Origin of the sequence: Burkholderia sp. Se-20373, from assembly GCF_017104705.1 — a bacterium.
Classification (GTDB): domain Bacteria; phylum Pseudomonadota; class Gammaproteobacteria; order Burkholderiales; family Burkholderiaceae; genus Burkholderia.
In genome coordinates this window covers 42,176-63,704 of the sequence record NZ_JAAGPH010000006.1, presented here as the reverse complement: position 1 = coordinate 63,704, position 21,529 = coordinate 42,176, and the positions used below count along the sequence as shown (strand labels likewise).

The following is a 21,529-nucleotide window of genomic DNA, read 5'->3' as shown; positions in this document are numbered from 1 at the left end:
GCACGAAGCCCGCGGCGCACGTTCTGCCTGCGGGCTTTTTTAACGGCCAACCCATAGGAGATATCAATGGAATTCATCGATTCGATTAAGGCACGTATTCCCGACTACGCGAAGGACATCCGCCTGAACCTTGACGGCACGATCTCGCGCTCGTCGCTCGAAGGCACCGACGCGGTCGGCGTCGCGCTGGCGGCGGCCATCGCGGCGAAGAGCCCGGCGCTCATCAAGACGATCCGCGAAGCCGGCGTCCTGTCGCCCGAAGAGACGAACGCCGTGCTGACGGCGGCCGCGCTGATGGGGATGAACAACACCTGGTATCCGTATGTCGAGATGGCCGACGATGCCGACCTGAAGACGCAACGCGCCGAGCTGCGGATGGGCGCGTATGCGACGCACGGCGGCGTCGACAAGCGCAAGTTCGAGATGTACGCGCTCGCCGCGTCGATCGTCGGCAAGTGCCACTTCTGCGTGAAGTCGCACTATGCGCTGCTGAAGAACGAACAAGGAATGACCGTCACGCAGCTGCGCGACGTCGGCCGTATCGCGTCGGTGATCAACGCCGCCGCGCAGGTGATCGCCGCAGAAGGCGAATAAGCGGTTGCCCCACCCGGCGGCAGTCGCGCCGGCCCGGGTCGCCGCTGCAAACGAAAATGCCACGCATCCGCGTGGCATTTTTCAATTCCGCAGGGCAGCGCAGCGCGACGGGCGAACCGTGCGCCGCCGCAGCCCGGCGTCAGCCGCCCTGCTTCACCAGCAGCGCGGCGGCCTGCGCCTCGATCCCCTCGCCGCGGCCGAGATAGCCGAGCTTCTCGTTGGTCTTCGCCTTCACGTTCACGCGCTCGAGCGGCAGCCCGAGATCGGCCGCGATGTTCGCGCGCATCCCGTCGATATGCGGCGCCAGCTTCGGCGCCTGGGCGATCACGGTGCTGTCGACGTTCTGGATCGTGAAACCGGCCGCCTTGATGCGTGCGGCGCACTCGCGCAGCAGCACGCGGCTGTCGGCGCCCTTGAACGCCGCGTCCGTGTCGGAGAAGTGGCGGCCGATGTCGCCGAGCGCCGCCGCGCCGAACAGCGCGTCGGTGATCGCGTGCAGCAGCACGTCCGCGTCCGAGTGGCCGAGCAGGCCGCGTTCGTACGGAATCGTCACGCCGCCGATGATGAGGGGGCGCCCCTCGACGAGCTGGTGCACGTCGTAGCCTTGTCCGATTCTGAAATCCATGCGTATTCCGATTGTGAGGGGGTGAAAGTCAGGAAGCGTTCGTGGAGCGCGCGAGGATCGCTTCCGCGAGCGCGAAATCTTCCGGGTACGTGACCTTGAAATTGCGCAGGCTGCCCTGCACGACGCGCGGCGTATGGCCGGCCCATTCGATCGCACTCGCCTCGTCGGTCAGGTCGTGCCCTTCGCGCTGTGCGCGCAGGATCGCCTCGCGCAGCATGCCGATGCGGAACATCTGCGGCGTCTGCGCCTGCCACAGCGCGTCGCGCGATTCGGTGCGCGCGATCGCGTCGCTGCCGGCCGGCACGCGCTTGAGCGTATCGGCCACCGGCAGCGCGACGATGCCGCCGACCGGATCGTCCTTCAGCGTCGCAACGAGCGTGCGAATCAGCTCCGGCGTGATACCCGGGCGCGCGGCGTCGTGCACCAGCACCCAGTCGTGGTCGGTCGCGCCGAATTCGGCCAGTTCGAGCAGCCCGTTCAGCACCGACGCCTGGCGCGAGCCGCCGCCGCAGCGGCGCACCGCGAAGCGCACGCCCGCGAAACGGCGCGCATCGAAGTGGGAATCGTCGGGCGCGAGGACGACGAGCGTCTGCGCGAATTCGCTGCACGCGTCGAACGCGGCAAGCGTGTAATGCAGCAGCGCGCGGCCGGCCAGCGTGCGGTATTGCTTCGGCACGGCCGAGCCGGAACGGCTGCCGGTGCCGGCACAGGGGATCAGGGCGAAAAGTCGGGGAGTCACGAAGGGAAACGCCGGAAAGATGAAATCGAGAAGCGGATTTTATAATAGGTCTTTCGTCTCGACCGGCGCACCGCGATGCGCCCGTGCACGCCACCCCTGTCGTCCCTATGCCAGATAACGCTTCTACCCCGTCCGCCTCGCCCGTTGCCCGCGTCAAGCCCGGCCAGCGCTTCGCCTTCGACGGCGCGCATGGTTCCGCCGACGCGCTCGCCATCGCCCGTTATCTCGCCGACAACCGCCAGGACGTGCCGCTCCTCGCGGTGATCTGCGCGAACGCGGTCGACGCGCAGCGGCTCTCGCAGGAAATCCGCTATTTCTCGCCCGACGCGCGCGTACGCCTGCTGCCGGACTGGGAAACGCTGCCGTACGACACGTTCTCGCCGCACCAGGATCTTGTCTCCGAGCGTCTGGCGACGCTGCACGACCTCGGCGAAGGCCGCTGCGACATCCTGCTCGTGCCCGCGACCACCGCGCTGTACCGGATGCCGCCCGCGTCGTTCATGGCCGCGTACACGTTTGCATTCGCGCAGGGCGAGCGCCTCGACGAGGCGAAACTGAAGGCGCAGCTCACGCTGGCCGGCTACGAGCACGTGAGCCAGGTCGTGCGGCCCGGCGAATATTGCGTGCGCGGCTCGCTGATCGACCTGTACCCGATGGGCTCACCGTTGCCGTACCGGATCGACCTGTTCGACGACCAGGTCGACTCGATCCGCGCGTTCGATCCCGACACGCAGCGCAGCCTGTACCCGGTACGCGACGTGCGCCTCCTGCCCGGCCGCGAGTTTCCGTTCGACGAAGCCGCACGCACGGCCTTCCGCAGCCGCTGGCGCGAGACCTTCGAAGGCGACCCGAGCCGCGCGCCGATCTACAAGGACATCGGCAACGGCGTGCCGTCGGCCGGCATCGAGTACTACCTGCCGCTGTTCTTCGACGAAACCGCCACGCTGTTCCACTACCTGCCGCCGGATGCGCACCTCGTGTTCACCGGCGATCTCGAGGCGTCGATCCGCCGCTTCACGGCCGACACGAAGCAACGCCATGCGTTCCTCGCGCACGATCGCGAGCGGCCGATCCTCGAACCGCAGCGCCTGTTCCTGTCCGACGAGGATTTCTTCGCGTTCGCGAAACCGTTCGCCCGCGTCGTGCTGCCCGCGCAGCCGGCCGGCGGCTGGGCGACGGCGCTGCCCGAGCTCACCGTCGACCGCCATGCCGACGACCCGCTCGCGTCGCTGCGCACGTTCGTCGAATCGTCGGGCAAGCGTGTGCTGCTGACGGTCGAATCGGCCGGCCGCCGCGAGACGATCCTGCAACTGCTCGCCGAACACCATCTGCGCCCCGCGTCGAACGACCACTTCGCCGGCTGGCTCGAGAGCGACGCACGCTTCGCGCTCGGCGTCGCGCCGCTCGCGAACGGCTTCGCGGTGCCGGGCGAAGGCTACGCGGTCGTCACCGAAACCGAACTGTACGGCGCGCTCGGCCGCCGCGCGGGCCGCCGCCGGCAGGAACAGGCCAGCAACGTCGATGCGATGGTGCGCGACCTGTCGGAACTGAAGGTCGGCGACCCGGTCGTCCACGCACAGCACGGCATCGGCCGCTACATGGGCCTCGTGTCGATGGATCTCGGCGAAGGCGAAACCGAATTCCTGCACCTCGAATACTCGGGCGACAGCAAGCTCTACGTGCCCGTCGCGCAGTTGCACGTGATCTCGCGCTACAGCGGCGCCGATCCCGACAGCGCGCCGTTGCACGCGCTCGGCTCCGGCCAGTGGGAACGCGCGAAGCGCAAGGCCGCGCAGCAGATCCGCGATACGGCCGCCGAACTGCTGAACCTGTACGCGCGCCGCGCGGCCCGCGAAGGCCATGCGTTCTCGCTCGATCCGCGCGACTACGTGAAGTTCGCGGAAAGCTTCGGCTTCGAGGAAACGCCCGACCAGGCAGCCGCCATCGCCGCCGTGATCGGCGACATGACGAGCGGCAAGCCGATGGACCGCCTCGTGTGCGGCGACGTCGGTTTCGGCAAGACCGAGGTCGCGCTGCGCGCCGCGTTCATCGCGGTGCTGGGCGGCAAGCAGGTCGCGCTGCTGTCGCCGACCACGCTGCTCGCCGAGCAGCACACGCAGACCTTCGCCGACCGCTTCGCCGACTGGCCGGTGCGGATCGTCGAGCTGTCGCGCTTCAAGACCACGAAGGAAGTCAACGCCGCGATCGCGCAGATCAACGAAGGCAGCGTCGACATCGTGATCGGCACGCACAAGCTGCTGTCGTCGGACGTGCAGTTCAAGCGCCTCGGCCTCGTGATCATCGACGAGGAACACCGCTTCGGCGTGCGCCAGAAGGAAGCGCTGAAGGCGCTGCGCGCGGAAGTCGACGTGCTGACGCTCACCGCGACGCCGATCCCGCGCACGCTCGGGATGGCGCTCGAAGGGCTGCGCGATTTCTCGGTCATCGCCACCGCGCCGCAGAAGCGGCTCGCGATCAAGACCTTCGTGCGCCGCGAGGAGGAAAGCGTGATCCGCGAGGCGATGCTGCGCGAACTGAAGCGCGGCGGCCAGGTGTACTTCCTGCACAACGAGGTCGAGACGATCGAGAACCGCAAGGCGATGCTCGAGGCACTCGTGCCCGAGGCACGCATCGTGATCGCGCACGGCCAGATGCACGAGCGCGAGCTCGAACGGGTGATGCGCGATTTCGTCGCGCAGCGCGCGAACGTGCTGCTGTGCACGACCATCATCGAGACCGGCATCGACGTGCCGAGCGCGAACACGATCATCATGCACCGCGCGGACAAGTTCGGCCTCGCGCAGCTTCACCAGCTGCGGGGCCGCGTCGGCCGCTCGCACCACCAGGCGTACGCGTACCTGCTGGTCCACGATCCGCAGGCGCTGACCAAGCAGGCGCAGCGCCGGCTGGAAGCGATCCAGCAGATGGAGGAACTCGGCTCGGGCTTCTACCTCGCGATGCACGACCTCGAGATCCGCGGCACCGGCGAAGTGCTCGGCGACAAGCAGTCCGGCGAAATCCACGAGATCGGCTTCCAGCTCTATACGGACATGCTGAACGACGCGGTGAAGGCGCTGAAGAACGGCAAGGAGCCCGACCTCACCGCCCCGCTCGCCGCGACGACGGAAATCAACCTGCATGCGCCGGCGATCCTGCCGGCCGACTACTGCGCGGACGTGCAGGAGCGGCTGTCGCTGTACAAGCGTCTCGCGAACTGCGAGCACGGCGACGCGATCGACGGCATCCAGGAAGAGCTGATCGACCGCTTCGGAAAGCTGCCGCCGCAGGCGCACGCGCTCGTCGAGACGCACCGGCTGCGGATCGCCGCGAAGCCGCTCGGCATCGTGAAGATCGATGCGAGCGAGGTGGCGATCGGGCTGCAGTTCGAGCCGAATCCGCCGATCGATCCGATGCGGATCATCGAGATGGTGCAGAAGCACCGGCACATCAAGCTCGCGGGCCAGGACAAGCTGCGCATCGAGACGCGCTCGCCCGATCTCGCGATCCGCGTGTCGACGATCAAGGAAACGCTGCGTGCGCTCGGACCCAAGCAGGGAGCAGCTGCCGCGGTGCGCTGATGCGCTGCCGGCAGATGCGGCGTTGCTGCACCGCACTGCGCCCGACGCGGGCGGGCCGACGCGTTTTTGAGTATGATTTTCCCATTCATCAGACGGAGTTTTGCCATGTCCACTCTCGACGCGACAGCGCCGTCCGCCGCACCCCAAGGCGACGCGTCGCTCGTCAGCCTGCCCTGGATCAAGCAACTGGTGTCGATGGACACGACGAGCCGCGTGCCGAACCTCGGCCTGATCGAAACGGTGCGCGACGCGCTCGCCGCGAAAGGCATCGCATCGACGATCACGCACGATCCGCGTGAAGGCTGGGCGAACCTGTTCGCCACCGTGCCCGCGCACGACGGCTCGACGAACGGCGGCATCGTGCTGTCGGGGCATACCGACGTCGTACCGGTCGACGGCCAGCAATGGGACAGCAACCCGTTCGCGCCGGAAATCCGCGACGGCCGCCTGTACGGCCGCGGCACCTGCGACATGAAGGGCTTCATCGGCGCCGCGCTCGCGCTGCTGCCCGAGATGCAGGCGACGAAGCTCGCGAAGCCGATCCATTTCGCGCTGTCCTACGACGAGGAAATCGGCTGCGCCGGCGCGCCGCTGATGATTGCGGATCTGGTCAAGCGCGGCGTGCAGCCGTCCGGCTGCATCGTCGGCGAGCCGACCAGCATGCGGCCGATCATCGCGCACAAGGGCATCAATGCATACCGTTGCTGCGTGCGCGGCCACGCGGCGCATTCGTCGCTGACGCCGAAGGGGCTGAACGCGATCGAGTATGCGGCGCGCCTCATCTGCCATATCCGCGACATCGCCGAGCGCTTTCGCGCCGAAGGCCCGTTCGACGAACTGTACGACGTGCCGTTCACGACCGCGCAGACGAGCACGATCCAGGGCGGCAACGCGATCAACACAGTGCCGGCCGAATGCCGGTTCGACTTCGAGTTCCGCAACCTGCCGACGCTCGATCCCGAGCAGATCTTCACACGCATCGAAGCGTATGCACGGGAAACACTGCTGCCGCAGATGCTGCGCGAGCATCCGAATGCCGCGATCGAGTTCTCGAAGATCGCCGCGGCGCCCGGCCTCGACGCCACCGAACAGGCCGCGATCACGCAGCTCGTGCGCGCGCTGACGGCCGACCAGGACAAGCGCAAGGTCGCGTACGGCACCGAGGCCGGTTTGTTCGAACGCGCGGGCATCCCGAGCGTCGTGTGCGGGCCCGGCAACATCGAGCAGGCGCACAAGCCGAACGAGTATGTCGAACTCGCGCAGCTCGCCGGCTGCGAACAGTTCCTGCGCAAGTTCATCCGCGGCATGTCGGTCGACGCGCACTGACTGCCCCCCCGCCACGTCATGTCGACTGAACAACAGGGCACTGCCCATACGACGATCGACGGCGAGCCGATCCCGACGCTCGACGAAATCGCCGCGCAGCATTTCGCGCTGTCGCCGTGGGTCGCGCGCACGCCCGTGTTCGAACGCGCCGACCTGCCATCGCTGGAAGGCACGCACGTCAACTTCAAGTTCGAGTTGCTGCAGGTCAGCGGCAGCTTCAAGGCGCGCGGCGCATTCACGCACCTGCTCGCGCTCGACGAGGCGCGCAAGAACGCCGGCGTCACCTGCGTGTCGGCCGGCAATCACGCGGCGGCCGTCGCGTACGCGGCGATGCGGCTCGGCAGCAGCGCCAAGGTCGTGATGTTCCATACCGCCAGCCCGTCGCGCATCGCGCAGTGCAAGCAGTACCGCGCGGAAGTCGTGCTGGCCGGCAGCGCATCGCAGGCATTCGATCTGGTCCGGCGAATCGAGGCCGAGGAAGGCCGCTTCTTCATCCATCCGTTCAACGGCTATCACACGATCCTCGGCACCGCGACGCTCGGCTACGAATGGGCGACGCAGACGCCCGACCTCGACGCGGTGATCGTGCCGATCGGCGGCGGCGGGCTCGCGGCCGGCATGGCGACCGCGTTGCGGCTCGCGAATCCGCGCGTGCACGTGTACGGCGTCGAGCCGGAAGGCGCCGACGCGATGAGCCGCAGCTTCGCGGCGAATCACACGATCAAGATGAGCGCGATGCAGACGATCGCCGATTCGCTGATGGCGCCGCATACCGAGGAATACAGCTACCAGCTGTGCCGGCGCCACGTCGACCGCATCGTCACCGTGTCCGACGACGCGCTGCGGGCCGCGATGCTGTTCCTGTTCTCGCAGCTGAAACTGTCGGTCGAACCGGCGTGCGCGGCTGCGCTGGCCGCCCTGCTCGGCCCGCTGCGCGAGACGCTGCAGGGCAAGCGCGTCGGCGTGCTGCTATCGGGCACCAACACCGACCCCGCCACACTCGGCATGCATCTCGCGCACGCGAAACTGCAGCACTGACCCCACATCGGGCACGTGGACGAACCTAGGGTTATCCCCAGATTATGTTGACAGCCCTGTTGATAACCCGCCGGACAAGCACGCAAGTGGTTGAGCGCGCAGCGTTTTGCGCGCGCGGAGGTCGATCGTCACGAAATGGGCAGATGCGGCCGCTGGCCGCATGCGTCATGGCGATCGCCCTGCTCGCCGGTTGCGCGGCACCGCCGTCGCCCGTCGTCGACGCACCGCCGGCCTGCACGCAGCCCGGCGAAAACCGCATGTTGCAGGCCGACCTGCTGTTCGGGCGCGACATCATGGGGCGCGGCCCCGTCACCGATGCGGAGCGCGCGGCATTCCTCGCCGACACGGTCACACCACGGTTCCCCGACGGCCTCACCTACTGGGACACACACGGCCAGTGGCGCGACCAGACAAGCGGCGGGATCACGCGCGAAGACAGCTTCGTGATCCGTATCATCGCCGGCGATACGCCCGAGACACGTGCGCGGCTCGTCGCGATCCGGCAAGCGTACATGCAGCGATTTCACCAGCAATCGGTCGGCATGACGGTCGTGCCGGCCTGCGCATCGTTCTGATTCACCCTTCTCCGTCTGCCGGCCATGCGCAAAAAAACGGGCGCCCGAAGGCGCCCGTCGCATGCCGGAACCGCAGCGTGCCGCTTACTTGTTCTCGAACATGTCCATGATCTGCTGCTTCTCCTGCGGCGTGACGGGCGGCGGCGCAAGCCCCGCCGCGCCGGCCGAGCCGAGCGCATCGTTCGCGCTGATCGAATTCTCGGCCGGGTTGATGTCGACGTTGGCGACGAAGCCATTGCCCGGCGTGCGATCGGCGTAGTACAGCTCGCCGTCGATCGACGTCAGGCCGTCCGGCATCGGCATCTGCTGCTCGGGCACGCCGTTCAGCGCGGTGCGCATGTAGTTCACCCAGATCGGCAAGGCGAGCTGCGCGCCGAACTCACGACTGCCGAGGCTCTTCGGCTGGTCGAAGCCCATCCACGCGACCGCGACGAGCGATTGCTGGTAGCCGGCGAACCAGCCGTCCTTCGCGTCGTTCGTCGTACCCGTCTTGCCCTGCAGGTCACTGCGGCCCAGTGCGTTGGTGCCCGCGCCCGTGCCGGCCGTCGCGACCGAGTGCAGCAGGCTGTTCATCACGTACGCGTTGCGGCCTTCGATCGTGCGCGGCGCCGTGCTGCCCGCGAGCACCGGCTGCGACTTCTGCAGCGGCTGGCCGCGTGCGTCGTCGACTTCGGCGATCAGGTACGGATCGACCTTGTAGCCGCCGTTCGCGAACACCGCATAGCCGGTCGCGAGCTGCAGCGGCGTCACGAGGCCCGCGCCGAGCGCCATCGGCAGGTAAGGCGGCGTCTTCGCGGGATCGAAGCCGAAGCGCTGCGTCACGTACTGCTGCGCATACTGCGTGCCGATCGATGCGAGGATCCGGATCGACACGAGGTTCTTCGAACGCTGCAGGCCGGTGCGCATCGTCATCGGGCCGTCCGGCTGGTCGTCGTCCTTCGGCTCCCAGGCGGTGCCGCCCGGGACGCTCGGCGGGAAGTACAGCGGCGCGTCGTTGATCATCGTCGCCGGCCCGAGCCCCTTGTCGAGCGACGCCGAATAGATGAACGGCTTGAACGACGAGCCCGGCTGCCGCCAGGCCTGCGTCACGTGGTTGAACTTGCTCTTGTTGAAGTCGAAGCCGCCGACGAGCGAGCGGATCGCGCCATCCTGCGGCGCGATCGCGACGAGCGCGCCTTCGACCTGCGGCAGCTGCACGACCTGCCAGCCCGTCTTGCCGTCCTTCAGCACGCGCACGACCGAGCCCGGCTTGATGCGCAGCGTGTCGTTCGCGCGGGGGCTGAGCGCACCCGCCACGAAGCGCAGCCCGGCCGGGCCGATCGTCGTGGTCGCGCCGCCGACGAACTGCACCTCGACCGCGTTCGGCGATGCCGACAGCACGACCGCCGACTGCAGGTCGCCGTTGTCCGGATGATCGGCGAGCGCGTCGTCGACCGCCTCGTCGCGATCGTCGCCGGCCGCGGGCAGCTTGATCGACGCCTCCGGCCCGCGATAGCCGTGGCGGCGCTCGTAGTCGAGAATGCCGCGACGCACGGCCTGGTACGCGGCTTCCTGGTCGGACGAGTTGATCGTCGTCGTGACGGTCAGCCCGCGCGTATAGGTTTCGTCCTTGTACTGCTGGTACATCATCTGCCGCACCATCTCGGCGACGTACTCGCCGTGCACCGCGTACTGGTTGCCCGGCGTGCGCACGTGGATCTCTTCCTTCACGGCCGCGTCGTACTGCGGCTGCGTGATGTAGCCGACCTCGAGCATGCGCTTCAGGATGTATTCCTGGCGCACCTTCGCGCGCTTCGGATTGACGACCGGGTTATACGCGGACGGCGCCTTCGGCAGCCCCGCGAGCATCGCCGCTTCCGCGAGCGTGATGTCCTTCAGGTCCTTGCCGAAATACACGCGCGCGGCGGCCGCGAAGCCGTACGAGCGCTGGCCGAGATAGATCTGGTTCATGTACAGCTCGAGAATCTGGTCCTTCGTCAGGGCCTTCTCGATCTTGTACGCGAGCAGCATTTCGTAGATCTTGCGCGTGTAGGTCTTCTCGCTCGACAGGAAGAAGTTGCGCGCGACCTGCATCGTGATCGTGCTCGCGCCCTGGCGCGCGCCGCCGTGCATCAGGTCGGCGACACCCGCGCGCAGGATGCCGACGAAGTCGACGCCGCCGTGTTCGTAGAAGCGGTAGTCCTCGATCGCGAGCACGGCCTTCTTCATCACGTCCGGAATGTCCTGGAAGCGCACGAGGCTGCGGCGCTCCTCGCCGAATTCGCCGATCAGCACATGATCGGCCGTGAACACGCGCAGCGGCACTTTCGGCTGGTAGTTGGTCAGCGCGTCGAGCGACGGCAGTTGCGGCGCCATCACGACCAGCGCGTAGCCGACGATCAGCGCGCCGACGATCGCCAGCGTCGCGATGAGGCCGGCGAACCACAGCATGACGCGCGAGCCGAACGAGCGGCCGCGCCCTCCGCCGCCGCTGCGCTGGGTGCGGCGGTCGTCGTCGCGATCGTCGTCATCGGGGTAATAGGCTCCGGACGGCGAACGGCGCAGCGTGTAGTGGGGTTCGTTCCTGTCGGAAGAAGAAGGCGGTCGTTTGATAATTGGCATGTCGGAATGGCGGGCGGTCGTGGCACCCTCGGACGCATGCGGAAATGCAGGCGAATGAATCAGAGCGGATACAGCGTGATGCGGCTGTCACGTCGACAGACCCCGCCGCGCGGCGATCCGTTCCCGCGACGTGACAGCGCATTTTAATGAAATCGACCGGGTGCCTTCGCGATTTTTTGTAAAAATTCCCGCAATGCCGTGATTTAAGGAACGTATTGTCGGCATCCTCTGCCTATCATGGACACGCGATATCGCGCGCACGCACCGGCTTTCTTTCAACCGCGAAAGGTTCGACATCCTGATGCGCAAGCCGCTTGAACTCGCGCGTTTAAGCCGTATTTAAGTGAACCGGTGGTGTAATATCCGCCGGCTCATGCGGGTCGGAACCGGCTCGCAGCGGGCACTGCCGCTCTCACGCGGCGCCTTTCAACCACGGAGGATTTCATGTCGCTTTTCGACTCTGTTTCGCGCACGATCAAAGGCCTGCTGAACGATGCGGCCGATTCGGTACAGGATCCGTCGCGCGACGCACGGCAGATCGTGCGGGAGCTCGACGACAGCATCGGCCGTGCCGAGAATTCGCTGATCGAGATCGAGGCACAGGTCGCGACCCAGCGCAGCAAGCGCGATGCGGCCGACGACAAGGTGAAGAAGTACGAGGACGGCGCGAAGCGCGCGCTGCAATCCGGTGACGAAGCGCTCGCCCGCGAGGCGCTCGCCGCGCAGTCGAACGCGGAAGCCGAGCGTGACGCGCTCGCCGCAGAATTGACGACGCTCGAGCCGTCGGTCGACAAGCTGAAGGGGCAGATCGCCGACATGCGTCAGCGCCGCAACGACCTGAATGCACGCTCGAACATCCTGCAGGCCAAGCAGGAAATCGCGCAGGCGAAGGACGTCGCGGCCAGCGCTTTGGGCGGCATCGGCGGCAAGAACCTGTCCGAGGACTTCCAGAAGCTCGAGGACAAGGTCGCGCTGCAGAACGCCCGCTCGGACGCGCGCCTGAATTCGGCCGACACGTCGAGCGGCAAGGCGCTCGACGACAAGCTCGCCGCGCTGAACAAGGGCCCGTCGGTCGAGGATCGCCTCGCCGCGCTGAAGAAGCAGCTCGATACGCCCGCGCAGTAACGGCCACCGCGGGCAACCGCGCCGCCGCCCGCCCCGGGCGCGGCGCGAACCGATCGTCAGGAGACGGGCGCCTGCGCCCGGTTCGACCATGAAGAAATCTCTCGCCGCACTCGGCCTCTCGCTGATGGTGCTGTCGTCCGCCGCGTTTGCGGTCCCGTCGCTGCAGCAGGTCGAGCAATCGATCGCGCAACGCAACTGGCAGCAAGCCGACACGCAGCTGTCGCAAGTCATCGACGCCCATCCGAACAACGCGCATGCGCGCTACCTGTACGCACAGGTGCTCGACCGCGAAGGCCGCGCGTCCGACGCACTCGAGCAGCTGCAGCGCGCGAAGTCGCTCGATCCGCAACTCAAGTTCACCGACGCATCGCGCTTCGCGCAGACCGAGTCGCGCATCCGCGCCGACGCCGCGCGCGTGAGCGGCAACGTGCCGTCGGTTACGCAGGCAGGGACGCTGCAGCCGGGGCTCGCGCCCGCCGTCGCGCCGGCCGAAAAGCACGGCCCGTCGACCGGCATGTGGATCGGCCTCGGGCTGATCGTCGCGGTGATCGCGCTGGTGCTGCGCTGGACGCTGCGGCGTGCGCGCACGGCCGACGACAGCCGCGCCGACGACGAACGCCGCACGCAGCTCAAGCGCGCCACCGACGTGCTGAACGACATCCGCCCGCTGAAGCTCGACGCGAAGCTGTCGACGGCGCCCGGCGCCGCGGCGCTCACGGGCGAACTCGAGGCGATCGAGACCGATGCGCGCACGCTCGTCGAGTCGCTGTCGAACGGCAAGAATCCGGTGCCGCCGTATCGCGTCGACGAACTCGAACAGCGACATGCGAGCGTGAAGGCACGCGTCGAAGGCCGTCCCGACCCGGCCGCGCAACCTGCGGCACCGGCGAACGGCAGCGGCTCCGTGTATGCACAGGAAGCCGATCGCATGACGGGCACGCAAGGCCAGCCGTATCCGCAGCAGCCCTACCCGCAACAGCAACCGCCGGTGGTGATCCAGCAAGGCGGCGGCGGTTTCGGTGGCGGCATGGGCGGGTTGCTGACCGGTGTGCTGCTCGGCGAGGCGATGTCCGGCGGTCGCGAGCGCGTGGTCGAACGCGACGTGATCGTCGACGGCGAGCGCCGCCGGCAGGAGAACGACCCGGGCTTCGACCTCGGCCGCGGCGACAGTTCGAACTGGAGCGACGGCAACGGCGGCGGCATGGATCTCGGCAGCAACGACGACGGCTGGACCGACGACAACACCTGACGCTGCGCAGCGCGTCGACGCACCCGCGACGCGCTGCAATGCACGCCACGCTCCCCTGCAGGGCCGGCCGCGCCGACGCGCGGATTTGTCAATCATTTCAAGATGGACTACCGGCAATGGGGAGCGTTCGCTATCATGCGGCCATCGGCGTGCCACCGACCCTCATTCGACGCTCTGCATCCCCGCGCGTCGCGGCACGCCTCCCCTCGCCCCAAACAGGAGAAAGCCGCTCATGAGCATCATCAAGGAATTCAAGGAGTTCGCCGTCAAGGGCAACGTCATGGATCTCGCCGTCGGCGTGATCATCGGCGGCGCGTTCTCGAAGATCGTCGACTCGGTCGTGAAAGACCTCATCATGCCGGTCATCGGCGTGCTGACCGGCGGCCTGGATTTCTCGAACAAGTTCGTTCTGCTCGGCACCATCCCCCCGACGTTCAAGGGTAATCCCGATTCGTTCAAGGACCTGCAGGCCGCGGGTGTCGCCGCGTTCGGCTACGGCTCGTTCATCACGGTGGCGATCAATTTCGTCATCCTCGCGTTCATCATTTTCCTGATGGTGAAATTCATCAACAAGCTGCGCAAGCCGGAGGAAGCCGCACCGGCCGCGACGCCGGAAGATACGGTGCTGCTGCGTGAGATCCGCGATTCGCTGAAGCAGCGCTGATCGCCCAGCGCCCCGCCAGCCAGGCCCGCCCCGTGCGGGCCTTTTTATTGCGTGTGCGATGCACCGCCGCATGCGGCCTATCTCACTTTTTTGTGACGGGCGAATGCACGCGCGAGGAAAGCAGGTCTATGATGGAGACTAAACGACAGTACGGGCGCCAAGACGCTGGCTGTGTCGATCATGGCGAGCAGGTCGACGGGAGACATTGATCGTCGTACTGCACGAAGGCAGCATTTTCGTGTGCTATAAAGGATCGACATGCGGCGTACATAGCCGGGAGTGGGTCGCATGAAAGTGCCGCATTTCTTGCAATTGTTTTTGAGGCGAGTGTTTATGTCCTTCCCGAAAAAACGTCGGCGTGCCCAGCAGGATGGCCAGGAGTCATTCCTCGCGGTATTGCGCCACTCGAAACCGTTTGCCCAGCTCGACACCAAGATTGCCCGCGCCCGTGCGCAGGACGAACCCGTCCTGTACGCACATGTGCTGCCCGGTCTCGACGTGCTCCTGTGCAGCGTGCGCGGCGCCCAGCCGCCTTATCCCGCCATCGCCGAACTCCGCAAGCGCTGCATCGAATCGATCGCCAACGCGCTCGAGCAGCCGCTGGACGGCCTCGAGAACGGCGGATACTGGTATGAAGCAAACGGCTTCGGCTTCCTCGTGTTCGCCAGCCGTGCGCGTGCGCGCATCCTGCCCGAGTTTGGTGCAGGCACGAAAGCGAGCCTGCGCGGCGGGCTCGGTCGCCAGAACGCCGGCGACACGACACCACGCTCCCTCGGCTGATCACCCTGCCATTCGATGGGCCGCCTCCGGGCGGCCCATCTGCCATTCACACGCTCCGCTTGCCCGTCACGACGCCTGCTGACGCCCGTTGCCGGGTCGCACGATGTCGATGAATGCGGCGAAATCGGCACCGGCGAGCCCTTGCGCGGCGCCGAGCCGCAACACCTGCTGCACGGTGGCCGATACCGGCATCACGGCGCCCGTGTCGCGCGCCGCGTCGGCGATCGCATCGACGTCCTTCTGGAACGTGCCGAGCGCGCCGATCGGAGCATGACCGCCCGACGTCATGCGCGGCACGAACGTCTGCAGCAGCACCGAATCGGCCCAGCCGCCAGCCAGCGCTTCGGCCAGCCGCGCGGCATCGATGCCGCTCGCCTGCGCCAGCCCGACGGCCTCGGCGATCGCGGTCACCGTCGCGGTGACGATCGCCTGGTTGCACAGCTTCGCCGTCTGTCCCGCGCCCGCGTCGCCCATGTGCGTGATCCGCGACGCGTAGGTATCGATCAGCGGCCGCACCGCGTCGAGATCGGCCGCGCGGCCGCCGGCCATCACCGCGAGCGTGCCGGCCTGCGCGCCGGGCACGCCGCCCGACACCGGCGCATCGACCCAGCCGACGCCGAGCGCCGCTGCACGCGCCGCGTAATCACGCGTGGCGGCGGGCGGAATGCTCGAATGATCGACGATGCGCTGCAGGCGACGCGCGGGCGCATCGCCGGAGAGCAGGCCGTGCTCGCCGAACACGACATCGCCTACCGCGCGGCCGTCGAGCACGCACACGAATACCGTCTCGACGCGCTCCGCCAGTTCGCGCGGCGTGCCGAGCACCTGCGCGCCGTCCTTCACGAGCGCCTCGGCCTTGTCGCGCGAGCGATTCCACACGCTGACCCGATGCCCTGCCGCCAGCAAATGCCGAATCATCGGCGCGCCCATCAATCCCGGTCCGCAAAATCCGACTTCCACGATGCTCCTCGTCTCCGATATGGGTTGAACTTGCCGCCCATCATACCTATCACTCAAGAAGCCGGGCACGCGCGGCGCCGCTTCGGGACCACGGTTTGCGCCGGCCATCCATACCGACATCCCAGGGAGCACATCATGAGCGACCACGTGTACAAGATGATCGAGCTGACCGGTTCGTCGAAGCAATCGAGCGACGACGCCATCCGCAACGCGATCTCGAAAGCCGGCAAGACGCTGCACAACCTGCACTGGTTCCAGGTGACCGAAACGCGCGGCCATATCGAAGGCGATCAGGTCGTGCACTGGCAGGTCACGCTGAAGGTCGGCATGCGCATCGACGACTGACGCGCCCCCTGCATCACACGCCGCGCCGCTGACCGGATCCGTGCAACGCGCTTTCCGCGCGGCGCCGCGCGCACCGCAATCCGCCCCGTTCAGGCCCCTTGCCGCGGCCCGGCCGGCGGGTACCTGCGGGTATCCATCTCTTGACGCTGATTTTCGTTCATATTAAAAACAATATACCCACCCCACCCCTCGATCAGCCCAGCCATATAAACCGGAGATAACATGAGTCAGCAACGCGAGGCGATCGACACGTACCTCTTGCGCGTCTTGCACACCTTGTTGATGGAGCGCAGCGTCACGCGCGCGGCCGTCAAACTGAACCAGTCGCAACCGGCGATCAGCGCCGCGCTGCGGCGCCTGCGCGACATCACCGGCGATCCGCTGCTGGTGCGCGGCAAATCCGGCATGGTGCCGACCGAATACGGGCTGCGCCTGCTCGAGCCCGTGCAGAACGCGCTGCGTGAAATCGAGCGCATCAAGTTCCAGCAGCACAATTTCGACCCGGCCACGTCGATCCGCTGCTACCGGATCGGCTGTCCCGACTACCTGAACGTGCTGTTCGTGCCGACCGTGGTCGAGCGCTTCCGCCAGGCCGCGCCGAACGCGACGCTCGAGTTCCATTCGCTCGGCCCCGCGTTCGACTACGAGCTCGCGCTGGAGGACGGCAAGCTCGACATCGTCGTCGGCAACTGGCCCGAACCGCCCGAGCAGCTGCACCTGTCAAACCTGTTCGTCGATGAAATCGTCTGCCTGATGAGCAACACGCACCCGTTCGCGAAGCGCGGCGGGCTCACGCTCGACCAGTACCTGAACGCACCGCATCTCGCGCCGACGCCGTACTCGGTCGGACAGCGCGGCGCGATCGACGTGCATCTCGCGCGCGAACGGCTCAAGCGCCACGTGGTCGTCACGCTGCCGTACTTCAACCTCGCACCGTACGTGCTCGTGAAGTCCGACCTGATCTTCACGACGACGCGCCTGTTCGCCGATCACTACGCGAAGTTCCTGCCGCTGTCGGTCGTGCCGGCGCCGCTCGACTTCCCGCCGATGCAGTACTACCAGCTGTGGCACGAGCGCTGCCATTACTCCGACGAAGTGCGCTGGCTGCGCAGCCTCGTCGCCGAAGCCACCCGCACGCTGATCGAGGCGTAACGGCGCGCACCGCCCGCGCCGTTTCGGCGCGGCGACAGCCGGCGGCTTGCCCCGGCGGCAACGCGGCCGCCGGATGGCGCCTCGGCCTTCCGTCAGCGCGATGCCTCGACCAGTGCCTGCGCGAGCGCGTTGTGACGTGCGATGACGGGCGGCAGGTCGAGCGTCGCCAGACGCCCTTCCCGTACCACCACCTTCCCGTTCACGACCGTGTACGCCGTCTGCGACGGCGCGCAGAACACGAGCGCCGCGACCGGATCGTGCAGCGCGCCCGCGAACAGCGGCTGGCGCAGGTCGAATGCGGCGAAGTCCGCGGCCATGCCGGGCTTCAGCGCGCCGATGTCGTCGCGGTTCAGCACCTTCGCGCCGCCGAGCGTCGCGATCTCGAGCGCTTCGCGCGCGGTCATCGCATCGGGCCCGAAACCGACCCGCTGCAACAGCAGCGCCTGCCGCACTTCCGCGACCATCTGCGCGCCGTCGTTCGACGCGGAGCCGTCGACGCCGAGGCCGACCGGCACGCCCGCCAGACGCATCTTCTTCACCGGCGCGATACCCGACGCGAGCCGCATGTTCGAGCATGGACAGTGCGCGACGCCCGTGCCGGTGCGCGCGAACAGGCTGATCCCCGCATCGTCGAGCTGCACGCAGTGCGCATGCCACACGTCGTGGCCGACCCAACCCAGATCTTCCGCATATTCGGCCGGCGTCATCCCGAACTTCTCGCGGCTGTACGCGATGTCGTTGACGTTCTCCGCGAGGTGCGTGTGCAGCGACACGCCGTATTCGCGCGCGAGCACGGCCGCGTCGCGCATCAGGTCGCGGCTCACCGAGAACGGCGAGCACGGCGCGACGACCACGCGCAGCATCGCGTAGCGGCCTTCGTCGTGATAGGTCTCGATCAGGCGCTGCGTGTCGCGCAGGATGTCCGGCTCGCGCTCGACGACCGAATCGGGCGGCAGCCCGCCGTCGCGCTGGCCGACGCTCATCGCACCGCGGCTCGCGTGAAAACGCATGCCGATCCGCTGCGCGGCGCCGATGCTGTCGTCGAGGCGGCTGCCGTTCGGGTAGATGTACAGATGATCGCTCGACGTCGTGCAGCCCGACTGCAGCAGTTCGGCCATCGCGGTGAGCGTCGACACCTCGATCATCTCGGGCGTCAGGTGCGCCCAGATCTTGTACAGGTTCGTGAGCCAGCCGAACAGCTCGGCGTTCTGCGCCTCGGGCACCGCGCGCGTGAGGCTCTGGTACATGTGGTGATGCGTGTTCACGAGCCCCGGGATCACGAGGTGGCCGCGCAGGTCGAGCACTTCGTCGGCCGTCTCGGGCAGCTCGGCGGTCGGGCCGACCGCGACGATCCGGTTGTCTTCGATGTAGAGCCCCGCGTCGCGCAGCTCGCGGCGCGTGTCGTCCATGGTCACGAGCACGTCGGCGTGCTTGACCAGCAGGGTTGTCGGGCGGGATGAGGAGGGGTTCGGCGCGCGTGCGCCAGCGTGCTGCTCGAGGTTCATGCGTTCTCCGCGTCGGTCTGCGCCCAGGGGCGGATCCTGGGAGCGGTCACACAGCCGTTCGAACGCTGAATCGCGGCACGTTCCGGTGCCTGCGTCCGTTCGAACGCCCTGGCCCGGTTACCCGGCGTGCTCGCCGTCTTCGGGGTACGCGCGGGCCACAAGGCCGACGCGCACGGCGGGAGGATCGCCCAAGCGCGCGCCGCACACAATGCGCGATCCGGAATACCGCGTTTCACGGATTCGATATGGTACGCCGCGCAGCGCCCCGCCGGCGGCCCGAAATGCCCGCCGGAAGCCAGCCGGAAGCCGTCTCCGGCGTGCCGTCGACAGCCGCTCATGCGCGGCGCATTATCTTTGATATCGCGCCCGTATTTGCGCGGGGAACCTTTTTACAATGCCTGCACGGCGCTCGCTTCAATCTCGCCGACGGGTATGTAGCCACGTGACGTGGAGCCTCGATCCGCCGCACAGTCAATGGATCGAGTCGCCGCCGAACCTCGCATTCACACAAGGACAATTGCGAATGGGAAAGCTCACTACCCACGTACTCGATACGGCGCACGGCCGTCCCGGCGCTGCAATCAAGGTGGACCTCTACGCGCTGGACGGCGAATCGCGCCGCGCGATCAAGACCGTGCTGACCAATAGCGACGGCCGCTGCGACGCACCCCTGCTCGAAGGCGCCGCGCTCGCCGCCGGCGAATACGAACTCGTGTTCCATGCCGGCGACTACTTCGCGTCGCTCGGCGTGAAGGTGCCCGAACCCCGTTTCGTCGATCGCGTCGTGCTCCGCTTCGGCATCGCCGACACCGGCTCGCACTACCACGTGCCGCTGCTCGTGTCGCCGTGGTCGTACAGCACCTATCGCGGCAGCTGACATTCGAATCAGCGCCCGCATCAAACAAACGATTTGAGTCTGGAGGAGTTTCATGGAAGGCTTCATCACCGACTGGCTGAACCTCGCGCTGCGATGGCTGCACGTCATCGTCGCCATTGCGTGGATCGGCGAGTCGTTCTATTTCGTCGCGCTCGACAACAGCCTGAAACCGCCGACCGACCCGAACCAGCGCAAGCGCGGTGTGTTCGGCGAGCTGTGGCACGTCCACGGCGGCGGCTTCTACAACATGCAGAAGTACACGGTCGCGCCGCCGGAAATGCCGGATGACCTGCACTGGTCGAAGTGGCCGTCGTACACGACCTGGCTGTCGGGCTTCTCGCTGTTCTTCGTGCTGTACCTGCTCGCACCGAACACGTACCTGATCGACAAGAGCGTGCTCGACATGGGCCCGGTGGTCGCCGTCGCGTCCGCACTCGGCTTCCTCGCGGCCGGCTGGATCGTCTACGACTCGCTGTGCCGCATCCTCGGCACCAACGACCGCGTGCTCGGCATCTGCGTCGGCATCTACGTGGTTGCCGCCGCGTACCTCGCGTGCCACATCTTCGCGGGTCGTGCCGCCTACCTGATCGTCGGCGCCATGCTCGCGACGATCATGTCGGCGAACGTGTTCTTCGTGATCATCCCCGGCCAGCGCAAGATGGTCGACAAGATGCTCAAGGGCGAGGAGCCGAACCCGATCTACGGCAAGCGCGGCAAGCAGCGCTCGGTGCACAACACGTACTTCACGCTGCCGGTCGTGTTCGCGATGCTGTCGAACCACTATGCGATGACTTACACGAACAAGTTCAACTGGGTCGTGCTCGTGCTGATCATGCTGGCCGGCGCGCTGATTCGCCAGTTCTTCGTGATGCGCCACCGCGGCAAGCAGCTGTGGTACCTGCCGATCGGCGGCGTCGCGCTGCTGGCCGGTGCACTGGTCTGGACGACGCCGAAGCCGGTCGCGCCTGAAGCGCAGGCCGCGAACGCGCCGAAGGTCGTGATCAACGACATCATGCCGATCCTGCAGCAGCGCTGCGTCGAGTGCCACTCGGCGAAGCCGACGCTGATGGGCAGCGCGCCCGCGGGCGTGATGTTCGACACGCCGGACGAAGTGTCGAAGAACGCGCAGCGTATCTATGAACAGGCCGTGCGCCTGAAGGCGATGCCGATCGGCAACGTCACGCACATGACCGACGACGAGCGCACGAAGCTCGCCGCGTGGTTCGAGGGTGGCGCGAACAAGTAAGCCGCCGTGCGCCGGAGGTCGTGTTCCGGCGCAATCCTTTCCGTTCGCGGGCCCGTTACGGGCCCGTTTTTTTGCGTGTCGCAGATGCGTTGCTAGCGCTCCCCGCGCATCGCGTCGCGCTGGAGCGCGACGAGCGCATCGAGCGCGCGCGGGCCGTCGTCGAACGGCACGAAGATGTGGTCGTGGCAGGCAGCCGCCATCACGTTGCAACTGATGCCGGCCGCGCCGAGCGCCCGCGCGAACGCCGCCGTGAGGCCGACAGCCGCAAGGTCGGAATGCACGGTCAGCGTGATCCAGGCCGAGCGGAACAGCACGGGCCAGCCGTGACGCGCTGCCGTCTCCTCTTCGACCACGACCGTCAGTCCTTCCGCTTCGCGAAACGTTGCGATCACTTCGGATAACGATACGTCCGCATCGGTCGGCAACGATACGAAGGCGAACGCGCCCGGATGCAGTTCGGGCTGCATCGTGCTCAGCAGGACTGCCAGGTCGTTTTCAGGTTGGCTCATCGGAGGAACATGCCCGGAACCGGGCATCGCGCGGTGGAGAT

19 protein-coding genes are annotated in these 21,529 nt (G+C 67.1%); 13 read left to right on the top strand and 6 right to left on the bottom strand.

The window, feature by feature from the left end:
• Positions 1-66 precede the first annotated feature (66 nt).
• Complete coding sequence (locus G3N96_RS03440) at positions 67-594, top strand: carboxymuconolactone decarboxylase family protein (RefSeq protein ID WP_124583905.1); 528 nt, start codon at positions 67-69, stop codon at positions 592-594.
• Between the two features lie 139 nt (positions 595-733).
• Here G3N96_RS03440 and ispF read toward each other — a convergent pair whose 3' ends face one another.
• Positions 734-1,219, bottom strand: coding sequence for a 2-C-methyl-D-erythritol 2,4-cyclodiphosphate synthase (gene ispF, locus G3N96_RS03435; RefSeq protein ID WP_206136234.1), 486 nt, complete (start codon positions 1,217-1,219; stop codon positions 734-736).
• Positions 1,220-1,247: 28 nt separating this feature from the next.
• Positions 1,248-1,958 (bottom strand): 2-C-methyl-D-erythritol 4-phosphate cytidylyltransferase, encoded by a 711-nt coding sequence (ispD, locus tag G3N96_RS03430; RefSeq protein ID WP_206136233.1) that lies wholly within the window; start codon positions 1,956-1,958, stop codon positions 1,248-1,250.
• A gap of 107 nt (positions 1,959-2,065) precedes the next feature.
• Here ispD and mfd point away from each other — a divergent pair, with 107 nt between their 5' ends.
• From mfd to G3N96_RS03410, 4 genes are all read left to right on the top strand, one after another.
• Positions 2,066-5,536, top strand: coding sequence for a transcription-repair coupling factor (gene mfd / locus G3N96_RS03425; protein WP_206136232.1), 3,471 nt, complete (start codon positions 2,066-2,068; stop codon positions 5,534-5,536).
• A gap of 105 nt (positions 5,537-5,641) precedes the next feature.
• Positions 5,642-6,862, top strand: a complete 1,221-nt coding sequence (gene argE / locus G3N96_RS03420; protein ID WP_206136231.1) for an acetylornithine deacetylase — start codon at positions 5,642-5,644, stop codon at positions 6,860-6,862.
• 18 nt (positions 6,863-6,880) lie between these two features.
• Entirely contained in the window at positions 6,881-7,900 is a 1,020-nt protein-coding gene (locus G3N96_RS03415; RefSeq protein WP_046545939.1) for a threonine/serine dehydratase, read from the top strand.
• A gap of 143 nt (positions 7,901-8,043) precedes the next feature.
• Positions 8,044-8,475, top strand: a complete 432-nt coding sequence (locus G3N96_RS03410) for a DUF3574 domain-containing protein (protein ID WP_206136230.1) — start codon at positions 8,044-8,046, stop codon at positions 8,473-8,475.
• Between the two features lie 84 nt (positions 8,476-8,559).
• Here G3N96_RS03410 and G3N96_RS03405 read toward each other — a convergent pair whose 3' ends face one another.
• Positions 8,560-11,076, bottom strand: a complete 2,517-nt coding sequence (locus G3N96_RS03405) for a penicillin-binding protein 1A (RefSeq protein WP_206136229.1) — start codon at positions 11,074-11,076, stop codon at positions 8,560-8,562.
• Positions 11,077-11,520: 444 nt separating this feature from the next.
• Here G3N96_RS03405 and G3N96_RS03400 point away from each other — a divergent pair, with 444 nt between their 5' ends.
• The 4 genes from G3N96_RS03400 (at position 11,521) to G3N96_RS03385 (ending at position 14,894) form a co-directional block, all read left to right on the top strand.
• Positions 11,521-12,201, top strand: coding sequence for a PspA/IM30 family protein (locus tag G3N96_RS03400; RefSeq protein WP_059233905.1), 681 nt, complete (start codon positions 11,521-11,523; stop codon positions 12,199-12,201).
• A gap of 88 nt (positions 12,202-12,289) precedes the next feature.
• Entirely contained in the window at positions 12,290-13,450 is a 1,161-nt protein-coding gene (locus G3N96_RS03395; protein ID WP_124583919.1) for a tetratricopeptide repeat protein, read from the top strand.
• 232 nt (positions 13,451-13,682) lie between these two features.
• A complete protein-coding gene (mscL, locus tag G3N96_RS03390) occupies positions 13,683-14,114 on the top strand; it encodes a large conductance mechanosensitive channel protein MscL (RefSeq protein WP_006487991.1) in 432 nt (143 codons plus the stop codon).
• Positions 14,115-14,447: 333 nt separating this feature from the next.
• On the top strand, positions 14,448-14,894 hold the full coding sequence (locus G3N96_RS03385; RefSeq protein ID WP_027784713.1) for a hypothetical protein: 447 nt from the start codon (positions 14,448-14,450) through the stop codon (positions 14,892-14,894).
• 66 nt (positions 14,895-14,960) lie between these two features.
• On the opposite strand, the gene G3N96_RS03380 is transcribed toward G3N96_RS03385, so the two are convergent.
• Positions 14,961-15,854 (bottom strand): NAD(P)-dependent oxidoreductase, encoded by an 894-nt coding sequence (locus G3N96_RS03380; RefSeq protein ID WP_206136228.1) that lies wholly within the window; start codon positions 15,852-15,854, stop codon positions 14,961-14,963.
• A 135-nt stretch (positions 15,855-15,989) separates the two neighbouring features.
• Between G3N96_RS03380 and G3N96_RS03375 the strand changes: the two genes are divergently transcribed.
• Both G3N96_RS03375 and G3N96_RS03370 read left to right on the top strand, forming a co-directional pair.
• Positions 15,990-16,199 (top strand): dodecin, encoded by a 210-nt coding sequence (locus G3N96_RS03375; RefSeq protein WP_011352399.1) that lies wholly within the window; start codon positions 15,990-15,992, stop codon positions 16,197-16,199.
• 222 nt (positions 16,200-16,421) lie between these two features.
• Entirely contained in the window at positions 16,422-17,351 is a 930-nt protein-coding gene (locus tag G3N96_RS03370) for a LysR substrate-binding domain-containing protein (protein ID WP_006762467.1), read from the top strand.
• Positions 17,352-17,443: 92 nt separating this feature from the next.
• Here G3N96_RS03370 and G3N96_RS03365 read toward each other — a convergent pair whose 3' ends face one another.
• Positions 17,444-18,856 (bottom strand): 8-oxoguanine deaminase, encoded by a 1,413-nt coding sequence (locus G3N96_RS03365; RefSeq protein ID WP_124583922.1) that lies wholly within the window; start codon positions 18,854-18,856, stop codon positions 17,444-17,446.
• A 523-nt stretch (positions 18,857-19,379) separates the two neighbouring features.
• Here G3N96_RS03365 and uraH point away from each other — a divergent pair.
• Positions 19,380-19,733, top strand: a complete 354-nt coding sequence (uraH, locus tag G3N96_RS03360) for a hydroxyisourate hydrolase (RefSeq protein WP_089473068.1) — start codon at positions 19,380-19,382, stop codon at positions 19,731-19,733.
• A gap of 52 nt (positions 19,734-19,785) precedes the next feature.
• On the top strand, positions 19,786-20,979 hold the full coding sequence (locus G3N96_RS03355; RefSeq protein ID WP_039342830.1) for a urate hydroxylase PuuD: 1,194 nt from the start codon (positions 19,786-19,788) through the stop codon (positions 20,977-20,979).
• Positions 20,980-21,071: 92 nt separating this feature from the next.
• Here G3N96_RS03355 and G3N96_RS03350 read toward each other — a convergent pair whose 3' ends face one another.
• Positions 21,072-21,488, bottom strand: a complete 417-nt coding sequence (locus tag G3N96_RS03350; RefSeq protein WP_124583926.1) for an ACT domain-containing protein — start codon at positions 21,486-21,488, stop codon at positions 21,072-21,074.
• Between the last annotated feature and the right edge of the window lie 41 nt (positions 21,489-21,529).